Origin of the sequence: Pseudomonas sp. EA_5y_Pfl2_R50 (assembly GCF_963970475.1) — a bacterium.
Lineage (GTDB): Bacteria > Pseudomonadota > Gammaproteobacteria > Pseudomonadales > Pseudomonadaceae > Aquipseudomonas.
The window spans coordinates 175,570-190,358 of record NZ_CAXAPT010000010.1 but is presented as its reverse complement, the minus strand read 5'-3'; the positions used below and the strand labels follow the sequence as shown (position 1 = coordinate 190,358).

Here is a 14,789-nt window from a genome sequence, read left to right as displayed (position 1 = left end):
TGTGATGAAACTGAATAAACAGAACCTCAACCGTCTCGCCCCCGAGGTGAAACTGCCGGCCTACAGCCTCGGCGAAACCCGCCAGGGCATCGCCCACATCGGTGTCGGTGGCTTCCATCGCGCCCATCAGGCGTATTACACCGACGCATTGATGAACACCGGCGAAGCCTTGGACTGGGCGATTTGCGGGGTCGGCCTGCGCGCCGAAGACCGCCGCGCCCGGGACGATCTCAAGGAGCAGGATTACCTGTTCACCCTGTTCGAACTCGGTGACGGCGATGACACCGAAGTGCGCGTGATCGGCGCGATCCGCGACATGCTGCTCGCAGAAGACGATGCTCAGGCGCTGATCGACAAACTCGCCGATCCGCACATTCGCATTGTCTCGCTGACCATCACCGAGGGTGGTTATTGCATCGACGACAGCAACGGCGAATTCATGGCGCACCTGCCGCAGATCCAGCACGATCTGGCGCACCCGCAGACCCCAAAAACCGTGTTCGGCTTCCTCTGCGCGGCCTTACAGAAACGCCGTGGCGCGGGCATTCCGGCGTTCACTGTCATGTCCTGCGATAACCTTCCGCACAACGGCGCAGTGACCCGCAAAGCGCTGCTGGCATTCGCCACGTTGCGCGACCCGGGCCTGCGCGACTGGATCGAGCAGAACGTCAGTTTCCCCAACGCCATGGTCGACCGCATTACCCCGATGACCAGCACGGCCCATCGCCTGCAACTCGCCGACAAACATGGCGTCGACGACGCGTGGCCGGTGGTGTGCGAGCCATTTGTGCAATGGGTGCTGGAAGACAAGTTCGTCAATGGCCGACCGGCGTGGGAAAAGGTCGGCGTGCAGTTCACCGACGATGTTTCGCCTTACGAAGAGATGAAAATCAAGCTGCTCAACGGCAGTCACCTGGCCCTGACCTATCTGGGTTTCTTGAAGGGCTATCGCTTTGTTCACGAGACCATGAACGATCCGTTGTTCGTGCGTTACATGCGCGCGTACATGGACCTGGATGTCACGCCACAACTGGCGCCGGTGCCAGGCATCGACCTGAGCGAGTACAAGGACACGCTGGTGGCGCGCTTCTCCAATCAGGCGATTGCCGATCAACTGGAGCGCGTGTGTTCGGATGGCTCGTCGAAATTTCCCAAGTTCACCATTCCGACGATCAATCGCTTGATTGCCGATGGCCGTGAGACCCGGCGTGCCGCCTTGGTGGTCGCGGCATGGGCGCTGTATTTGAAAGGCGTGGACGAGAATGGCGATACCTACTCGATTCCCGATCCGCGGGCTGATTTCTGTCAGGCGTTGGTGGCGGACGATGCTTTAATCACCCAGCGGTTGTTGGCCGTTGAAGAGATTTTCGGCGCGGCGATACCGCGTTCGGCGGAGTTTGTCGCGGCGTTTGAATGGTGCTGCAACAGCTTGCGTGAGGACGGTGTGACGGGGACTCTGCAGCGGATTCTGGATTGAAAAGCCCCTCACCCTGGCCCTCTCCCGGAGGGAGAGAGGACTGTGGTGAGGGGGGTAAGCTCTTGATCTTCACTACACCCCGAGTGGCTCACACATGACAACACAACAACTGTTCCTCGGCATCGACTGCGGCACCCAAGGCACCAAAGCCATCATCCTTGACGCCATCAGCGGTCAAGTCCTCGGTCAGGGCGCCGCCGCGCACACGATGTTCAGCGGCACCAACGGTCGTCGCGAACAGGATACCCGGCAGTGGCTGGATGCCTTCGCCCTCGCCACTCGCCAGGCGTTGCTGGCGGCGAATGTCGATGGCCAGGCGATCCTCGGCATAGGGGTTTCCGGCCAGCAACACGGTCTGGTCTTGCTCGATGACCAAGGCCAGGTGCTGCGCCCGGCCAAGCTCTGGTGCGACACCGAGACCACGGCTGAGAACGACCGATTGCTGACTTATCTGGGGGGCGAGAAAGGCTCGCTTGAACGCCTGGGCGTGGTCATCGCGCCGGGCTACACCGTGTCGAAATTGTTGTGGACCAAGGAGCAGCATCCCGAGGTTTTCGCGCGCATCGCCCGCGTCCTGCTGCCCCATGACTACCTGAATTTCTGGCTCACGGGCCGTTCGTGCAGCGAATACGGTGACGCCTCAGGCACCGGTTATTTCAACGTGCGCACGCGCCAATGGGATTTGCAGTTGCTGCGTGACATCGATGCCACCGGGCGCCTGCAAGCTGCGTTGCCGGAGTTGATCGACGCGCATCAGGCCGTGGGCACGATTCTGCCAGCGATAGCCGAGCATCTGGGCATCAACCCGAATGCACAGGTGTCCAGCGGTGGGGGCGACAACATGATGGGCGCCATCGGCACCGGCAATATTCAGCCCGGCGCCATCACCATGAGCCTGGGTTCATCCGGCACCGTGTATGCCTATGCCGACGCACCGAAGGTCAGTGCCGATACTTCGGTTGCCACGTTCTGTTCCTCCAGCGGTGGCTGGTTGCCGCTGATCTGCACGATGAACCTGACCAACGCCACCGGCGCGATTCGCGAACTGTTCAACCTTGATCTGGGCCAGTTCAACGACCTCGTCGCCCAGTCACCGATCGGCGCCGAAGGTGTGAGCATGCTGCCGTTTCTCAACGGCGAACGAGTGCCCGCCCTGCCTCACGCCACCGGTAGCCTGCACGGCCTGACGCTGGACAATCTGACGCAGGCCAATCTGTGTCGCGCGGCCGTCGAGGGTACGACCTTCGGTTTGCGCTACGGGCTGGATTTGCTGCGCCAGAATGGTTTACAAAGCCGCAGCATTTGCCTGATCGGCGGCGGTTCGAAAAGCGCGGTCTGGCGGCAGATCGTCGCCGACATCATGAACACCCCGGTGATCTGCACCGAGCAAAGCGAAGCAGCGGCCCTTGGCGCGGCGATTCAGGCGGCGTGGTGCAAGTCATGGTCCAATGGCCACGAAGACTCCCTGGCCGATCTCTGCCAACGCTGCGTGACGCTCGACCTGAGCAGTGAAACCCTGCCGGTTGCCGCCAATGTCGCGGCGTTCCAGCAGGCTTACGAACGCTATCAACAGCATGTCGCAACCCTCTAAAGAGCAAAACAACTATGTACCTGGTGTGTGGCGAAGCCCTGTTTGATTTCTTCAGCGAAGACGATGCCAGCGATGTGGCGTCGAAAGTGAATTTCAAGGCGATTGCCGGCGGCTCGCCGTTCAACGTCGCGGTGGGTCTGCGGCGCCTCGGCGTGGACTCTGCACTGTTCGGCGGGCTGTCCACCGATTACCTCGGCCGCCGTTTGCAGCGCGTGTTGCAGGACGAAGGCGTGTGCCCCGACTACCTCGTCGAGTTCGCTGCGCCGACCACGCTGGCAATGGTCGCGGTCGGCACCAATGGCTCGCCGCATTACAGCTTTCGCGGCGAAGGCTGCGCGGATCGGCAGTTGAGCCTGGCGCACCTGCCGGCGCTGGGTGACGACGTGCGCGGCCTGCACATCGGTTCGTTCTCGCTGGTGGTTCAGCCCATCGGCGACACTTTGCTGGCGTTGGTTCAGCGCGAAAGCGGCAAACGCCTGATCAGCCTCGACCCGAACGTTCGCCTCAACCCCGAGCCGAACATCGAACGCTGGCGCGAACGCATCGCCATGCTGGTGCTACTGGCCGACCTGATCAAGGTCAGCGATGAAGACTTGAGCCTGCTCTATCCCGAACAGGACCCGCAGCACGTCATCGAAGGGTGGTTGCAGCACCGCTGTCAGTTGGTGTTCCTCACGCGCGGCGGTGACGGCGCTACGGTGTTCAGCCGCCAACACGGCACGTGGTCGGTGCCAGCGTGCCCGGTGAAGATCGCCGATACCGTCGGCGCCGGTGATACCTTTCAGGCCGCGCTGATCACCTGGCTGACCGAACACGGCCTGGATTCGGTCGAAGGCGTGCAGAGCCTCACCCGCGAGCAGATCGACGCCATGCTCACTTTCGCCGTACAAGCCGCAGCGCTGACGTGCAGCAAAACCGGTCCGGATCTCCCCTATCGTCACCAGTTGACATGAGCGCGTAGACTGTCGGCCTTTTTGCGCATGATGGGATAACCGCTTTTGAAATACGGGCAGACGCTTGGACTACTGACACTTGCAACGCTGTTGACCGGGTGCGGCACCTCGCCGCCCCGCTCGCCGGAAAACCTCTGCGACATCTTCCGCGAAAAAAGCGACTGGTACGACGCCGCCCAGGTCACGCAAAAGCGTTGGGGCGTGCCGATTCAGGTGCCCTTCGCGATCATGTATCAGGAATCCGGCTATCGCTACGACGCCAAGACCCCGCGCAAATACCTGCTGTGGGTGATTCCGTGGGGCCGCGTCAGCACCGCATCGGGTTATGCGCAGGCCAAGGATGAAGTCTGGTCCGATTACCAGAAAAGTACCGGCCGATACGGCGCTGATCGCGAAGACTTCGACGACGCCATCGACTTCGTTGGCTGGTACATGGACAAGACCTATTCGATTAACGGTGTGTACAAATACGACGCCTACAACCAGTACCTCAACTACCACGAAGGCTGGGGCGGCTTCCGCAACAAAACCTACGCCAGCAAGGCGTGGCTGATGCCCACCGCGCGCAAGGTTCAGAACCGTTCCAACCTGTATGCCCAGCAATACGCCGGATGCAAGGAAGATTTGAATCGAGGGTTCTGGAGCCGCTTCTGGCATTGGTTGTAGTGAGTTAATGCCAGCGCTGACCCGCTGTCATATACCTAAAAAAAGCCACTGCCTAGTTGTCAGGTTTGACAGCTAGGCAGTGGCTTTTTTTGTTTGTTTACTGACTTCAAGCGCCAATCGGCAGGTTCTTGCCAAGGAAGGAACGCCCCATGAACATTCATCTGAACAGATTGATTATCCTCGCTGCGCTACTGTCGGCTTCCACGTTGCTGTCCACCGCACAGGCAGGGCAGCCTGAGCTTGCAGGCCCCTCCGAGGGCTCATGTACGACCACAGGTGTCGTCGAACCATCCCGGATAGCAGGTTATTGCGTCGTCGATGGCGTCAAAAAAGCCTGGTATCAGAGCTCGTTCCCGACCGTGCTGATCAATCTCAAGCCCCTGCCGAATCACGTTTCTTGCGATAGTGGTTTCTTGTCCTTCCACTTGATCACCGGCACCTGTGACCCACAGCCAGGTTCGGCGCAGAGCAAAGTGCCGGTGTTCTGGCCAGTGGTGTCCCCCCAAGGCGATCCGCTGCCGTTCGAACCGTTGGCGCGCGATACAAGTAGCGAAGTACTCGCCTCGACACTGTTTGGCAACGTGGCCGGGCAAAGCAACGGCCCTTCCGGTGGCACGGCTGTTGTCTGGTTTCTGGCGAAAAAAGGCGAACCCCAGCAAGTCTCGACTCGTAACGATAACTGTCGTATCGCGGCCATCTCCGACTCCGGGGTCGACAGCACCACACTCGTGGCACTCAACTGTCCAAATGCCTCAGGAACCAGCACGGCCAATGTCGCCACTTTCAATGGCACTGACTACAGCATGAAAGCCCTGAAGCTGCCGGCGACAGCCAGCTACTGCGAGGCCAAAGGCATCAACGGTCAGCATCAGGTCGCCGGGACCTGCCATTATGCCGACAACACCACGGCAGCCACCTTCTGGTCGGGTTTTGCAGGGGAGCCCAAGGTGCTGCCGTCTGTAGAAAGCTTTTCGACCGAGGCGCTGTTTCTCAATGGTTTGGGGAATATGGTTGCCAACGTCGTTACGCCGGCGAAAAAGTTGCCGCTTTTCTGGCCAGCTTCCGCCGCTCAAGCCCAACAGGTACCGATGCCGACACGCTTCGATTTCTGTCAGGCCAATGCCTTCGCCCAAAGCGCCGATACGCTGCTCATGACCTGCGCGGCAAATGACCTGACTGTGCCGGTTACCGTGTTCACCTGGAGCCCGGGCGCCACGGCCCACGCGATTCAGCCGGCACCGGGGGCCGACGCCTACCGAGGCATGGCCATCAGCACTTCAGCGTCTGAAGCGGTGGGACATTTCAAGCCTGCCCCCAACGTAATCCGGGCTTTTATCAGCCACTTGCCTTGACTCGACAAGGGCTGCTGCAGCAGGTCAGCGGTTAAGAAGGCCTTCGCGAGCAAGCCCGCTCCCGCAGGGAGTCTGCAGTGGACACAGATAATGTGACCGACAGATATGTCCTGAGGGAGCGGGCTTGCTCGAGAAAGCGACGGATCAGGCACCACCGTTCTATCGCTTACAACATCGAAAAGTTGTAACTCACGATCACCCGCGTCTCATCGACATCCCGGGCGAACTTCTCGTAGTTGGTCCGGTAAGTCGCATTACGCAAACGCAGGCTGACGTCCTTGAACGTGCCGCTCTGGATCACGTATTTCAACTCGCTGTCCCGTTCCCACTCTTTGCCTTCCTGCTCACTGCCCGGCACCTTGACGTGATCACCGTTCACATAACGCGTCAGGAAACTCAGGCCATTGATACCAATGGCTTTGAAATCATAGTCATAACGCAGTTGCCAGGACCGTTCCTGCGCAGCGGCAAAATCGTTGACCTGCACGTAGTTGACCAGATACGGATTGCTGCCATCGAGGTACGGCATCGAGTTGTCGCCGTTCATGCGCTGCCAGCCGGCGCTGAACGTGTGGCCGCTGAGGGCGTAGGACACCATGCCGCTCAAGGCACGGTTGTCGATGGCGCCGGCTTTCGCCTCACCGCTGTCGGCACTTTTCAGCAGGCGCAGATCGGCTTTAAGCACACCATTACCCAACGGCTGATTCGCCAACAACCCGACAAAGTGCTGACGATAAATGTCTTCCAGTTCGGCGTAGTGATATTGGGCAGTCAGGCGATCATTGATCTTGTAGTCGAAGCCGTACAGGTCGAAATGATCGGCCGTGGTATTGCAGGCGTAGCGCTTGTTCTTGCAGTGCACGCGGATGTCTTGTGAGTCGGTAGAGTCCCGCGCGGTGTACTTGTCCAGCCGCGCCGCCATGAACGTCAGGTCTTTCAACTCTTTCGAGGTGAGCATGGCGCCGTTGAACAGGGTCGGCAGCAAACGCCCGTCGTTGTACTTGAGCAACGGCAGATCCGGCAGCAGTGCGCCATATTTCACTACTGTGTCGGACACCTTCACCTTGGCCGTCAGCCCCATCTTCGCGTACTCGCCTTTCGAACCGCGCGGGTTCTCTCCGCTCGATGGCAGCAGGCCGCTGTTGCTGCGATCCGGGCTGGAATCCAATTGCAGACCAAGCATCCCCAACGCATCGATACCGAAACCGACGGTCCCTTCGGTGTAGCCAGATTGCAGATTGACAATAAAGCCCTGCGCCGACTCTTCACGTTTGGACGCGCCCTGATCATTTGAAGTGTGCCCATCACGAAAATCGCGGTTGAAATACACCGTGCGCGATTCGATTTTCGCCGTCGTGTCTTCAAGGAAACCGCTGGCCAGAACAGGCGCAGTAAAACCGGCGCACAAGACAATGGTTCCGAAGCCAAACGACTGGCGCGGGGTGATGAGGGGAAATGGGGGACGCATGAAAAACTCCAACATTGCAGCGTTTGCGCAGGGCGCAATAAGCCAGAAAAATAGCTCCCGTCCCGGGTCAGCAAAGAGCCGGGAGGCAGTAAACACGCAGGGGTGAGCGGCAATGATGGCAGATGGCTTTGACGTGCTACAGGCGACTTTAGTCTGAAACTGACTGGTCATTACCGAGCAAGCGCTCCGCTTGATCCTCGGCGAGCATGCCGCCCGCCTTCGGTGAAACGCCCGGATTCGTTAGCCGAAACCGCCGTCCTAGGGGTTTTCCCGATGCCATTGAGGGCGGGTGCCTACGGTATTTGCGCCTTGAACGAGGCGATTTAATCCTGCACCATCCATCCCCTGCTTATTCAACGGACGGAATTCAAGGCATGCTGGACGCCAACGCTACCCACATTACTCTCACGCTCGAAGGCGCCAACGCCGACCTGCAAGTGCTCAGCTTCACGGGTCGAGAAGCCCTCAACGAACCGTTCCGATTCGACCTCGAACTCGTCAGCGCCCGCCCCGACCTGAAACTCGAAGAACTCCTGCACAAGCGCGGCGTCCTGACGTTCGGCGCCACCGGCGAAGGCAAGATCCACGGTCTGGTCTATCGCATCGAGCAAGGCGATTCCGGCAAGACCCTGACCCGTTACAGCCTGAGCCTGGTGCCGCAACTGGCGTACCTGCGCCACAACCACGACCAGCAGATTTTCCAGCAACTGACCGTGCCGAAGATCATCGCCCAGGTCCTGGAAGATCGCGGCATCCTCGCTGACGCCTATAGCTTCCAGCTCGGCGCCGAGTACCCGGAGCGCGATTACTGTGTGCAGTACGACGAATCCGACCTGCACTTCATCCAGCGCCTGTGCGAAGAAGAAGGCATTCACTTCCACTTCCAGCACAGCAGCAGCGGCCACAAACTGGTGTTCGGCGACGACCAGACCGTATTCCGCAAACTCAAGCCCGTGAGCTACCAGCAAGACTCCGGCATGGCCGCCGACAAACCGGTGATCAAGCGCTTCAACCTGCGCCTGGAAACCCGCACCACCCGCGTCAGCCGCCGCGATTACGACTTCGAAAAACCGAAGATCCTGCCCGAAGGCACGGCGAAAAGCCCTTTTGCCCCGGATCTTGAGGACTACGACTACCCCGGCCGCTTCACCACCCGCGAGCGCGGCAAATTCCTTTCGACTCGCGCCCTTGAACGCCACCGCAGCGACTACAAACTCGCCGAAGGTAAAGGCGACGAACCGACCCTGACCAGCGGCCACTTCCTGACCCTGGCCGAACACCCGCGCGCCGAATGGAACGATCTGTGGCTGCTGCTGGAAGTTGTCCACGAAGGTAAACAACCGCAAGTGCTCGGCGAAAATGTCACCAGCGACGTCACCGACAACAAAAGCGATTTCCACCAAGGCTACCGAAACAGCTTTCTCGCCACCCCGTGGGACGCGCACTACCGCCCTGCCCTCGAACACCCGAAACCAAAAGTCCTCGGCAGCCAGACCGCTGTCGTCACTGGCCCGGCGGGCGAAGAAATCCATTGCGACCAGTACGGCCGCATCAAAGTGCAATTCCACTGGGACCGCGACGGCCAGTCCAACGACAAAACCACCTGCTGGATGCGCGTCGCCAGCGGCTGGGCCGGCGCAGCCTACGGCGGCATCGCCATTCCGCGTGTGGGCATGGAAGTCCTCGTCACCTTCCTCGAAGGCGATCCCGACCAGCCACTGGTCACCGGTTGCCTGTACCACAAGGAAAACGTCGTCCCCTACGACCTCCCGGCGAACAAAACCCGCAGCACCTTTAAAACCCTGAGTTCACCGGGCGGCAAGGGCTACAACGAATTTCGCATTGAAGACAAGAAAGGCGTCGAGCAAATCTATATCCATGCTCAGCGCGATTGGGATGAAAACATTGAGCACGACCAGAAGATTCGGGTAGGCAACGAACGGCACGACACCGTTGAAGCCAATACGCTGAGCGAGTTCAAGGTTGAAGAGCATCGGATCACGCATCTGGATCGAATCAGCGAGATGCGCGCGGATGATCACCTGACGGTGGGTGTGACGCAGCATGTGAAGGTCGGTACGGCACAGTTTGTTGAGGCTGGGACGGAGATTCACTATCACGCTGGCAACACGGTTGTGGTTGAGGGTGGCATGGAACTCACGGCCAAGGCTGGTGGGAGTTTTGTGAAGGTTGATGCGGGCGGTGTGACGATTAGTGGCGCTGAGGTGAAGGTGAATACGGGTGGTACGCCTGGGGTGGGGACCGGGATCGGGATTCTGGAACCTGTCATCCCGTGGGCCGCTGCGAAAGACAAGGCAGGTGCCCTGCTCGTACCGGCAGCGGTGCAAATGGCCTTGGCCAAGGCAGCTCGCAAAGCAGGCGACATCCGTTGCCCGATCTGTGAAGCCTGCCGCGAAGGCAAATGCGATCTGGGAGCCACAGCATGAGCGACGTGCTTAATAACTGGATAGGCGAACAATCCCGCCTCAACCGTGTGCTGATCCTCGCCCTCGACAGCTTAGCCGAGCCAAATCCAGTCACACCGCTTTACAGCGCGAACGTCATGCAGCGCGCAGTGCAACTGTATCGCCGCACCGAATTCTCGAAGTTCGCCGCCATCAGCCCTTGGCTAACCGAATTGCAGAATCCGGATAACGATGCCTTCCGCAAACTGCTCGATGACCCACAGCGCAACTGGGGCTGGATCGGCAGCATGGATACAGCTGATCTTGACAGCCTTACTGAGCATTGGATCGCTCGAATGGTCATCGACGAAGACGGCGAGCGCTCACTGTTCCGTTTTCAAGACAACCGGGTTCTGGCCCGCTGCCTGGGCAACATGAAGGAAACCGAATGGCCGCTGCTGCTCGGGCCGATCAGCAGCGTGCTGTATTGGGATGAGGATCAGTGGAAAAGCGCGGATAACGGGAAGCCGGGCATGTATCCGGTGCCGAATCCGGCGCCGTGGCTTCGTACACCAGAATCGGGTGAGCAGGCTCGAAGCATCCTGCGAGACAACCTCAAACGCTGGTTGCTGACCTACCATGTCGAGGCGGCTGCCGAACTGGCCGAAACCCGAGTCGTCAGTGAATGGCTTGAGGAGCAAATGGACTTGCTTGAGGCTTGGGACTGGCGCACACCGGAAAAACGAGAAATGATGCTGAGTCATCGTCTCTCCCCAGCTTGCATGACTGATGTTGCGTGGGAGCCGCTTCCCGGAGAAACGTCCCAACAGCACTTTGATCGGTGCCAACGAGTGTTCGTTGATCAGAAAACAGGCAGCGCGGCTTGAAAATTCAACCGGGGGCAGCGGTCGTGGTGTCGTGGCTGCCAGGCGGCTGCAGCCTCACGCACCAAGCTGCAGAAGTCGGCGAGAGTTACCTCTCCCGCGAGCACTTCACCCTCATCAATGCCGTGCCTGCAAACTTCGGCATCACCTCCAAAGCTCTTTACTCCTCCAAATCGGGTCATAACTGCGAGGTATATAGTTTAGGTTTGGAAAACAATGTTATACGCCAACAACGGAAATCTAATACGGCCAAGGTAAAGTCGGCTCCGCAGACAACGCATACGGAGATACTACTGGCTTCACAAATGTACAATCCATCCAAACAGTGTTGAGTGGGAAGCCATTAATGGGTAGCAAATACTTTTCAAAGAGTGCTCAAACTGCGCTTTTCCTATTATTACCGTTAATTGGTGCATGCAGCTTTGCTGGACAAATGGCGAAGGACTCTGTTGAGGGTGCAACGAGTTACTACAGCAGAGAGCATTTCACGCTGACCGCCACTGTTCCTGCAAAATTTGGCTTCACTTCAAAAGCTCAGTATTCACCTAAGCAGGGTGAAACCTGTCAAGTATACAGTTCTGGCCTAGGTGGTTCTGTGACCCGTCAACAACAGAAATCAAATACGATCGACGCGAAAGATATTGAGCAGACGGTGTCTACAGATATTCCATTAGAGTTTCACATTGCCGATTGTTCGATGGAGCTAACGAGGGTGAACTACGAAGTTAATGCCACTTACGGGGCGGACGCTTGGGATCATGGTTTGGAGATGGCGGGTGGGCTCTCTATCAATACCGAAAACACAGACAGTACCGCGACACCCTACCCAGATTTAATCGAGCAAAGAGGCCTCTGTGCTTGGAGTTTTCAGATTAGCACCGCTAAAGCCAAGAAAGATCAGATTGAAAAATTGTTATCGTGTTCTGCTGCAGATCTTGAATGGAAAATTCCAGAGAATCGTTTACAGCGTCGCAAACCAGGCGGATCCTTGGCAAAAAAAGCGATTGCCGACAAGACGATCCATGTGACATTCAAGCTATCAAATGTGGAAGTACCCAGCTACTTACGCTACTGGGTAAAAGTCCCTAACGGCTGGAAACCTTGTACCGGAACATGGAACTCTGGAAGAGAAGAATTATGTACTACTCCACCTCAATTTAGAACTTTCAAACAAGATGGACGTGAGTGCGCCGTGTATCCTGGCTGTAATGAATAGGGATTTTTATGCAGAACCAAGAAAAATCATTGCTTTCTGACCAAAAACGAACTTGCCCATTGCGCGGGGAGTGGATCAGCTTTCGCCTAGTAGACGAGTTTGGAGATGCCAAGCCCTATGCAGGTCTGAGTTACGTGTTAACGGACTCGGAAGGTACTAAATACCAAGGCAACTTGGACGGAGAAGCTTTTGCACGATTAACGGGAACCTATAGCGGCCCGGTGATACTGACGCTATCCTCCGCTTACGCGGGAACGGAAAAGCTATATGTTAATATGTCTGAGCGAGTCGACTATCCGCTGCCGATAACAGAGCTTCAAGTAGCTGCTGAAAAAACTCGTCGTCGCCCTGTCGGCAGCACCAGCAAGACAGGCGCTTACCGGGCCTCAGCCGAAAAAGGCGAATATCACAAGGTTGAAGTTCGCGATTTCGTTGAGTTCAACAAACACTTGCCACCTGCGGCGGAACTCACAAACCCTCTACCGGCAGGTTGTGCCAAACTCGCCCGAGATTTTGCCGGAGACAAGGTCCCGGGCTTTGGTATAGGTCTGCTTCCAGAGAAACATTACGTTCTCGAAGTTCGCGCCTTGCGTGCATTCAGACCGCTTTTATCATTAGCTCCCGAATTCAGCGCCTTGAACCTTTATCAGTTGTCGCTCCTGGCCACATTGAGCTACGGGGATTTCGGGCAAAAGCCGGAAAAGCTGGAAGCGACGCTGCCGAAGGATTTTGCTTTCACCTATCCCATTCGGGGCAGCGTCGGACATGTGCTGAATACCTGCCTGGCCTGCTTCGAAGAACCAACGAAATATGCGGACTCTAAAAACCCTTCGTTCCCGCTGGTTGAAGATGTGCCCTACTCAAAGCGCCTTGAGATCGTTCCTTTTGACCCGGGCCTTTACCCACAAAACGATCCCAATGCCGGAGCAGGAATAGAAACACCGTCGAGTGTGCACTTTTTCAGCGATGCGAGGCAGGGTCCATCCGATTGGAAAAACACCGATACGCAGGCCTATGCCACACACGATGACCGGATGATTCTAATCGCAGTGAGAGGCACGGCTGAAAACTGGGACAAATGGCGAGACATTGATGCCCAGCAAGTATCAATTGAAGGGGGAACCGGAAAAGCACACCAAGGTTTCTATGAGTCCTTCATGGCGCTAAAACCATTCATTGATAACTATATTCGCCGTTTCCGCACTAACCAAAAAATCATCGTCTGCGGCCACAGCCTCGGCGGCGCTATTGCCTTGTTGCTCTCTGATTGGCTACACCGCGAAATAACCAGTGACGTCATTCTCTATACCTTCGGCTCCCCTCGTGCTGGCGACAAAGAATTCGTCGAGTCGGCAAAAGGCCTGGTTCATCACCGAATCGTTAACCAGAATGACCCTGTACCCAGCGTTCCAGCAGGATGGATGGATACAAAAAAACCAATTTGGATTACCGGTCTCGCTGCAACAGTCTCCGGAGTTCTAACGCCAGCCGCCGGAGGATTGGTGATGGCCGCCGGGATGACACGTTTTGGCGGCAAGCCTTATTGGCACCACGGTGAACAGCGTTATTTCATGCCTTTGCAATTACCTGGGCGAATGGTCTCCTCTGTTTTATGGACACCCGGCTGCGAAGGATATGAAGAAGCGGCCATGGCTCGTTGCGTTGCGCAGTTGAAAAACAACGATACGCCGGATCGCAAGCAGTTCTTGGTTCAGGCGGCCAATGGCGGCGATCACAAAATGCTCGACGGTTATATTCCGGCATGTTGGGCAACGCTACGTCGCTGGCAAGATACGGAGAAAACCGGCGGCTACATCATCAGTGCGACCGAATCCGACCGTTTAAAACTCGAAGTTGAAACCTACAGTACGCAACTGGAACAGTGGCAGACTGCGGCAGCCAAGGAGTTCCCAGGGGGAATTATTGAAAGCCGCCCGCAAGATCGCGCGAATGCGTTCCAACGACGCGCAACAATGTCGGATCTTCAGGAGCGCCAAACAGCAATCAGACAAGCGATTAAGCACAATCAAAAGGAATTGGATGCGCTCAAAGGGACACTCAGGACGATTACACGTCTGAGTACCACCACGCTGACGCTGGCTGATATTTATGGCGATTGTACTGCACTTCCGGATTTGCAAACCCACATTGATCGTTGGGATACGCACAGTGAAAATCAAAAATCCGACCGCTTGGCACAAATTCCATCAGCGACTACCAGGGCCACAGCTTGATATAAATAAAGTGATGGCACTTGATTGCAGGAGGGAGTCTCGTCGGACTCCCGTTATGACAGTGTCACTGACCTGATTAACATCCTGCGCCGTGAGATGCACAAAAATCAGGATAAATCGCTGATTGTTATTACGGATGAAGCTGCCAAGCACATCGACAAACTGAACTTCCTAGGTGCTAATGGCTTTGAATTCGCAATGTTTTACATGCAAGGTGTTGATATCGTAATGTCGTTGTATGAGGCGTTAACCGGTGGAGGAAAAGGGCGACGATCGCTCATACGATCATGAACTATCGTAATCAAACTGAGCTGGACCAATGGATCTTAGCGGCAACCCCTGGTGCGCTTGGCCCTATGTTCATGACCCAGAGAGGCTTACTACTATACAACCAATATAAACCTGCAACTGCAGATTTAAAATTGCTGCGGAAGCAGGTGATGCCGAGGCTCAATATTATTTAGCAGAATAACTTCGGCAGCAAAAAAAATACGTTACTGCCGAGACTCAGAAATGGTATGAAGTTGCAGCACTGCAAGGCGA

Annotated in this window: 11 protein-coding genes; 10 read left to right on the top strand and 1 reads right to left on the bottom strand. The window is 56.9% G+C overall.

Annotated features, from left to right (window positions below; translation table 11 throughout):
- Positions 1-4 precede the first annotated feature (4 nt).
- The 5 genes from AACY19_RS18610 (at position 5) to AACY19_RS18590 (ending at position 6,039) form a co-directional block, all read left to right on the top strand.
- On the top strand, positions 5-1,477 hold the full coding sequence (locus tag AACY19_RS18610; protein WP_339452704.1) for a mannitol dehydrogenase family protein: 1,473 nt from the start codon (positions 5-7) through the stop codon (positions 1,475-1,477).
- A 94-nt stretch (positions 1,478-1,571) separates the two neighbouring features.
- Entirely contained in the window at positions 1,572-3,068 is a 1,497-nt protein-coding gene (xylB, locus tag AACY19_RS18605; protein WP_339452702.1) for a xylulokinase, read from the top strand.
- A gap of 14 nt (positions 3,069-3,082) precedes the next feature.
- The gene (locus AACY19_RS18600; protein WP_339452700.1) at positions 3,083-4,021 is read left to right on the top strand and encodes a carbohydrate kinase family protein; all 939 of its coding nucleotides are present in this window, start codon (positions 3,083-3,085) and stop codon (positions 4,019-4,021) included.
- 45 nt (positions 4,022-4,066) lie between these two features.
- A complete protein-coding gene (locus AACY19_RS18595) occupies positions 4,067-4,687 on the top strand; it encodes a transglycosylase SLT domain-containing protein (protein WP_339452698.1) in 621 nt (206 codons plus the stop codon).
- Between the two features lie 149 nt (positions 4,688-4,836).
- Positions 4,837-6,039 carry a hypothetical protein gene (locus AACY19_RS18590; RefSeq protein WP_339452696.1) on the top strand — a complete coding sequence of 401 codons (1,203 nt, stop codon included), beginning with the start codon at positions 4,837-4,839 and terminating at the stop codon, positions 6,037-6,039.
- A 166-nt stretch (positions 6,040-6,205) separates the two neighbouring features.
- On the opposite strand, the gene AACY19_RS18585 is transcribed toward AACY19_RS18590, so the two are convergent.
- Positions 6,206-7,507 (bottom strand): OprD family porin, encoded by a 1,302-nt coding sequence (locus tag AACY19_RS18585; protein ID WP_339452694.1) that lies wholly within the window; start codon positions 7,505-7,507, stop codon positions 6,206-6,208.
- A gap of 374 nt (positions 7,508-7,881) precedes the next feature.
- Between AACY19_RS18585 and AACY19_RS18580 the strand changes: the two genes are divergently transcribed.
- From AACY19_RS18580 to AACY19_RS18560, 5 genes are read left to right on the top strand one after another with little or no spacing between them, the layout of a single operon-like run.
- The gene (locus AACY19_RS18580; protein WP_339452692.1) at positions 7,882-9,954 is read left to right on the top strand and encodes a type VI secretion system Vgr family protein; all 2,073 of its coding nucleotides are present in this window, start codon (positions 7,882-7,884) and stop codon (positions 9,952-9,954) included.
- A complete protein-coding gene (locus AACY19_RS18575; RefSeq protein ID WP_339452690.1) occupies positions 9,951-10,799 on the top strand; it encodes a DUF4123 domain-containing protein in 849 nt (282 codons plus the stop codon). The genes AACY19_RS18580 and AACY19_RS18575 overlap by 4 nt, the downstream gene beginning before the upstream one ends.
- On the top strand, positions 10,796-11,128 hold the full coding sequence (locus AACY19_RS18570) for a hypothetical protein (RefSeq protein ID WP_339452688.1): 333 nt from the start codon (positions 10,796-10,798) through the stop codon (positions 11,126-11,128). Before AACY19_RS18575 ends, AACY19_RS18570 begins: the two co-directional genes overlap by 4 nt.
- 14 nt (positions 11,129-11,142) lie before the next feature.
- The gene (locus tag AACY19_RS18565; RefSeq protein ID WP_339452686.1) at positions 11,143-12,012 is read left to right on the top strand and encodes a hypothetical protein; all 870 of its coding nucleotides are present in this window, start codon (positions 11,143-11,145) and stop codon (positions 12,010-12,012) included.
- An 8-nt stretch (positions 12,013-12,020) separates the two neighbouring features.
- The gene (locus AACY19_RS18560) at positions 12,021-14,246 is read left to right on the top strand and encodes a lipase family protein (protein ID WP_339452684.1); all 2,226 of its coding nucleotides are present in this window, start codon (positions 12,021-12,023) and stop codon (positions 14,244-14,246) included.
- Positions 14,247-14,789: the final 543 nt, after the last annotated feature.

Coding starts and splice junctions, on each gene's coding strand:
- AACY19_RS18610 (WP_339452704.1), top strand. CDS start 5: ATGAAACTGAATAAACAGAACCTCAACCGTCTCGCCCCCGAGGTGAAA.
- xylB (WP_339452702.1), top strand. CDS start 1,572: ATGACAACACAACAACTGTTCCTCGGCATCGACTGCGGCACCCAAGGC.
- AACY19_RS18600 (WP_339452700.1), top strand. CDS start 3,083: ATGTACCTGGTGTGTGGCGAAGCCCTGTTTGATTTCTTCAGCGAAGAC.
- AACY19_RS18590 (WP_339452696.1), top strand. CDS start 4,837: ATGAACATTCATCTGAACAGATTGATTATCCTCGCTGCGCTACTGTCG.
- AACY19_RS18585 (WP_339452694.1), bottom strand. CDS start 7,507: ATGCGTCCCCCATTTCCCCTCATCACCCCGCGCCAGTCGTTTGGCTTC.
- AACY19_RS18580 (WP_339452692.1), top strand. CDS start 7,882: ATGCTGGACGCCAACGCTACCCACATTACTCTCACGCTCGAAGGCGCC.
- AACY19_RS18575 (WP_339452690.1), top strand. CDS start 9,951: ATGAGCGACGTGCTTAATAACTGGATAGGCGAACAATCCCGCCTCAAC.
- AACY19_RS18565 (WP_339452686.1), top strand. CDS start 11,143: ATGGGTAGCAAATACTTTTCAAAGAGTGCTCAAACTGCGCTTTTCCTA.
- AACY19_RS18560 (WP_339452684.1), top strand. CDS start 12,021: ATGCAGAACCAAGAAAAATCATTGCTTTCTGACCAAAAACGAACTTGC.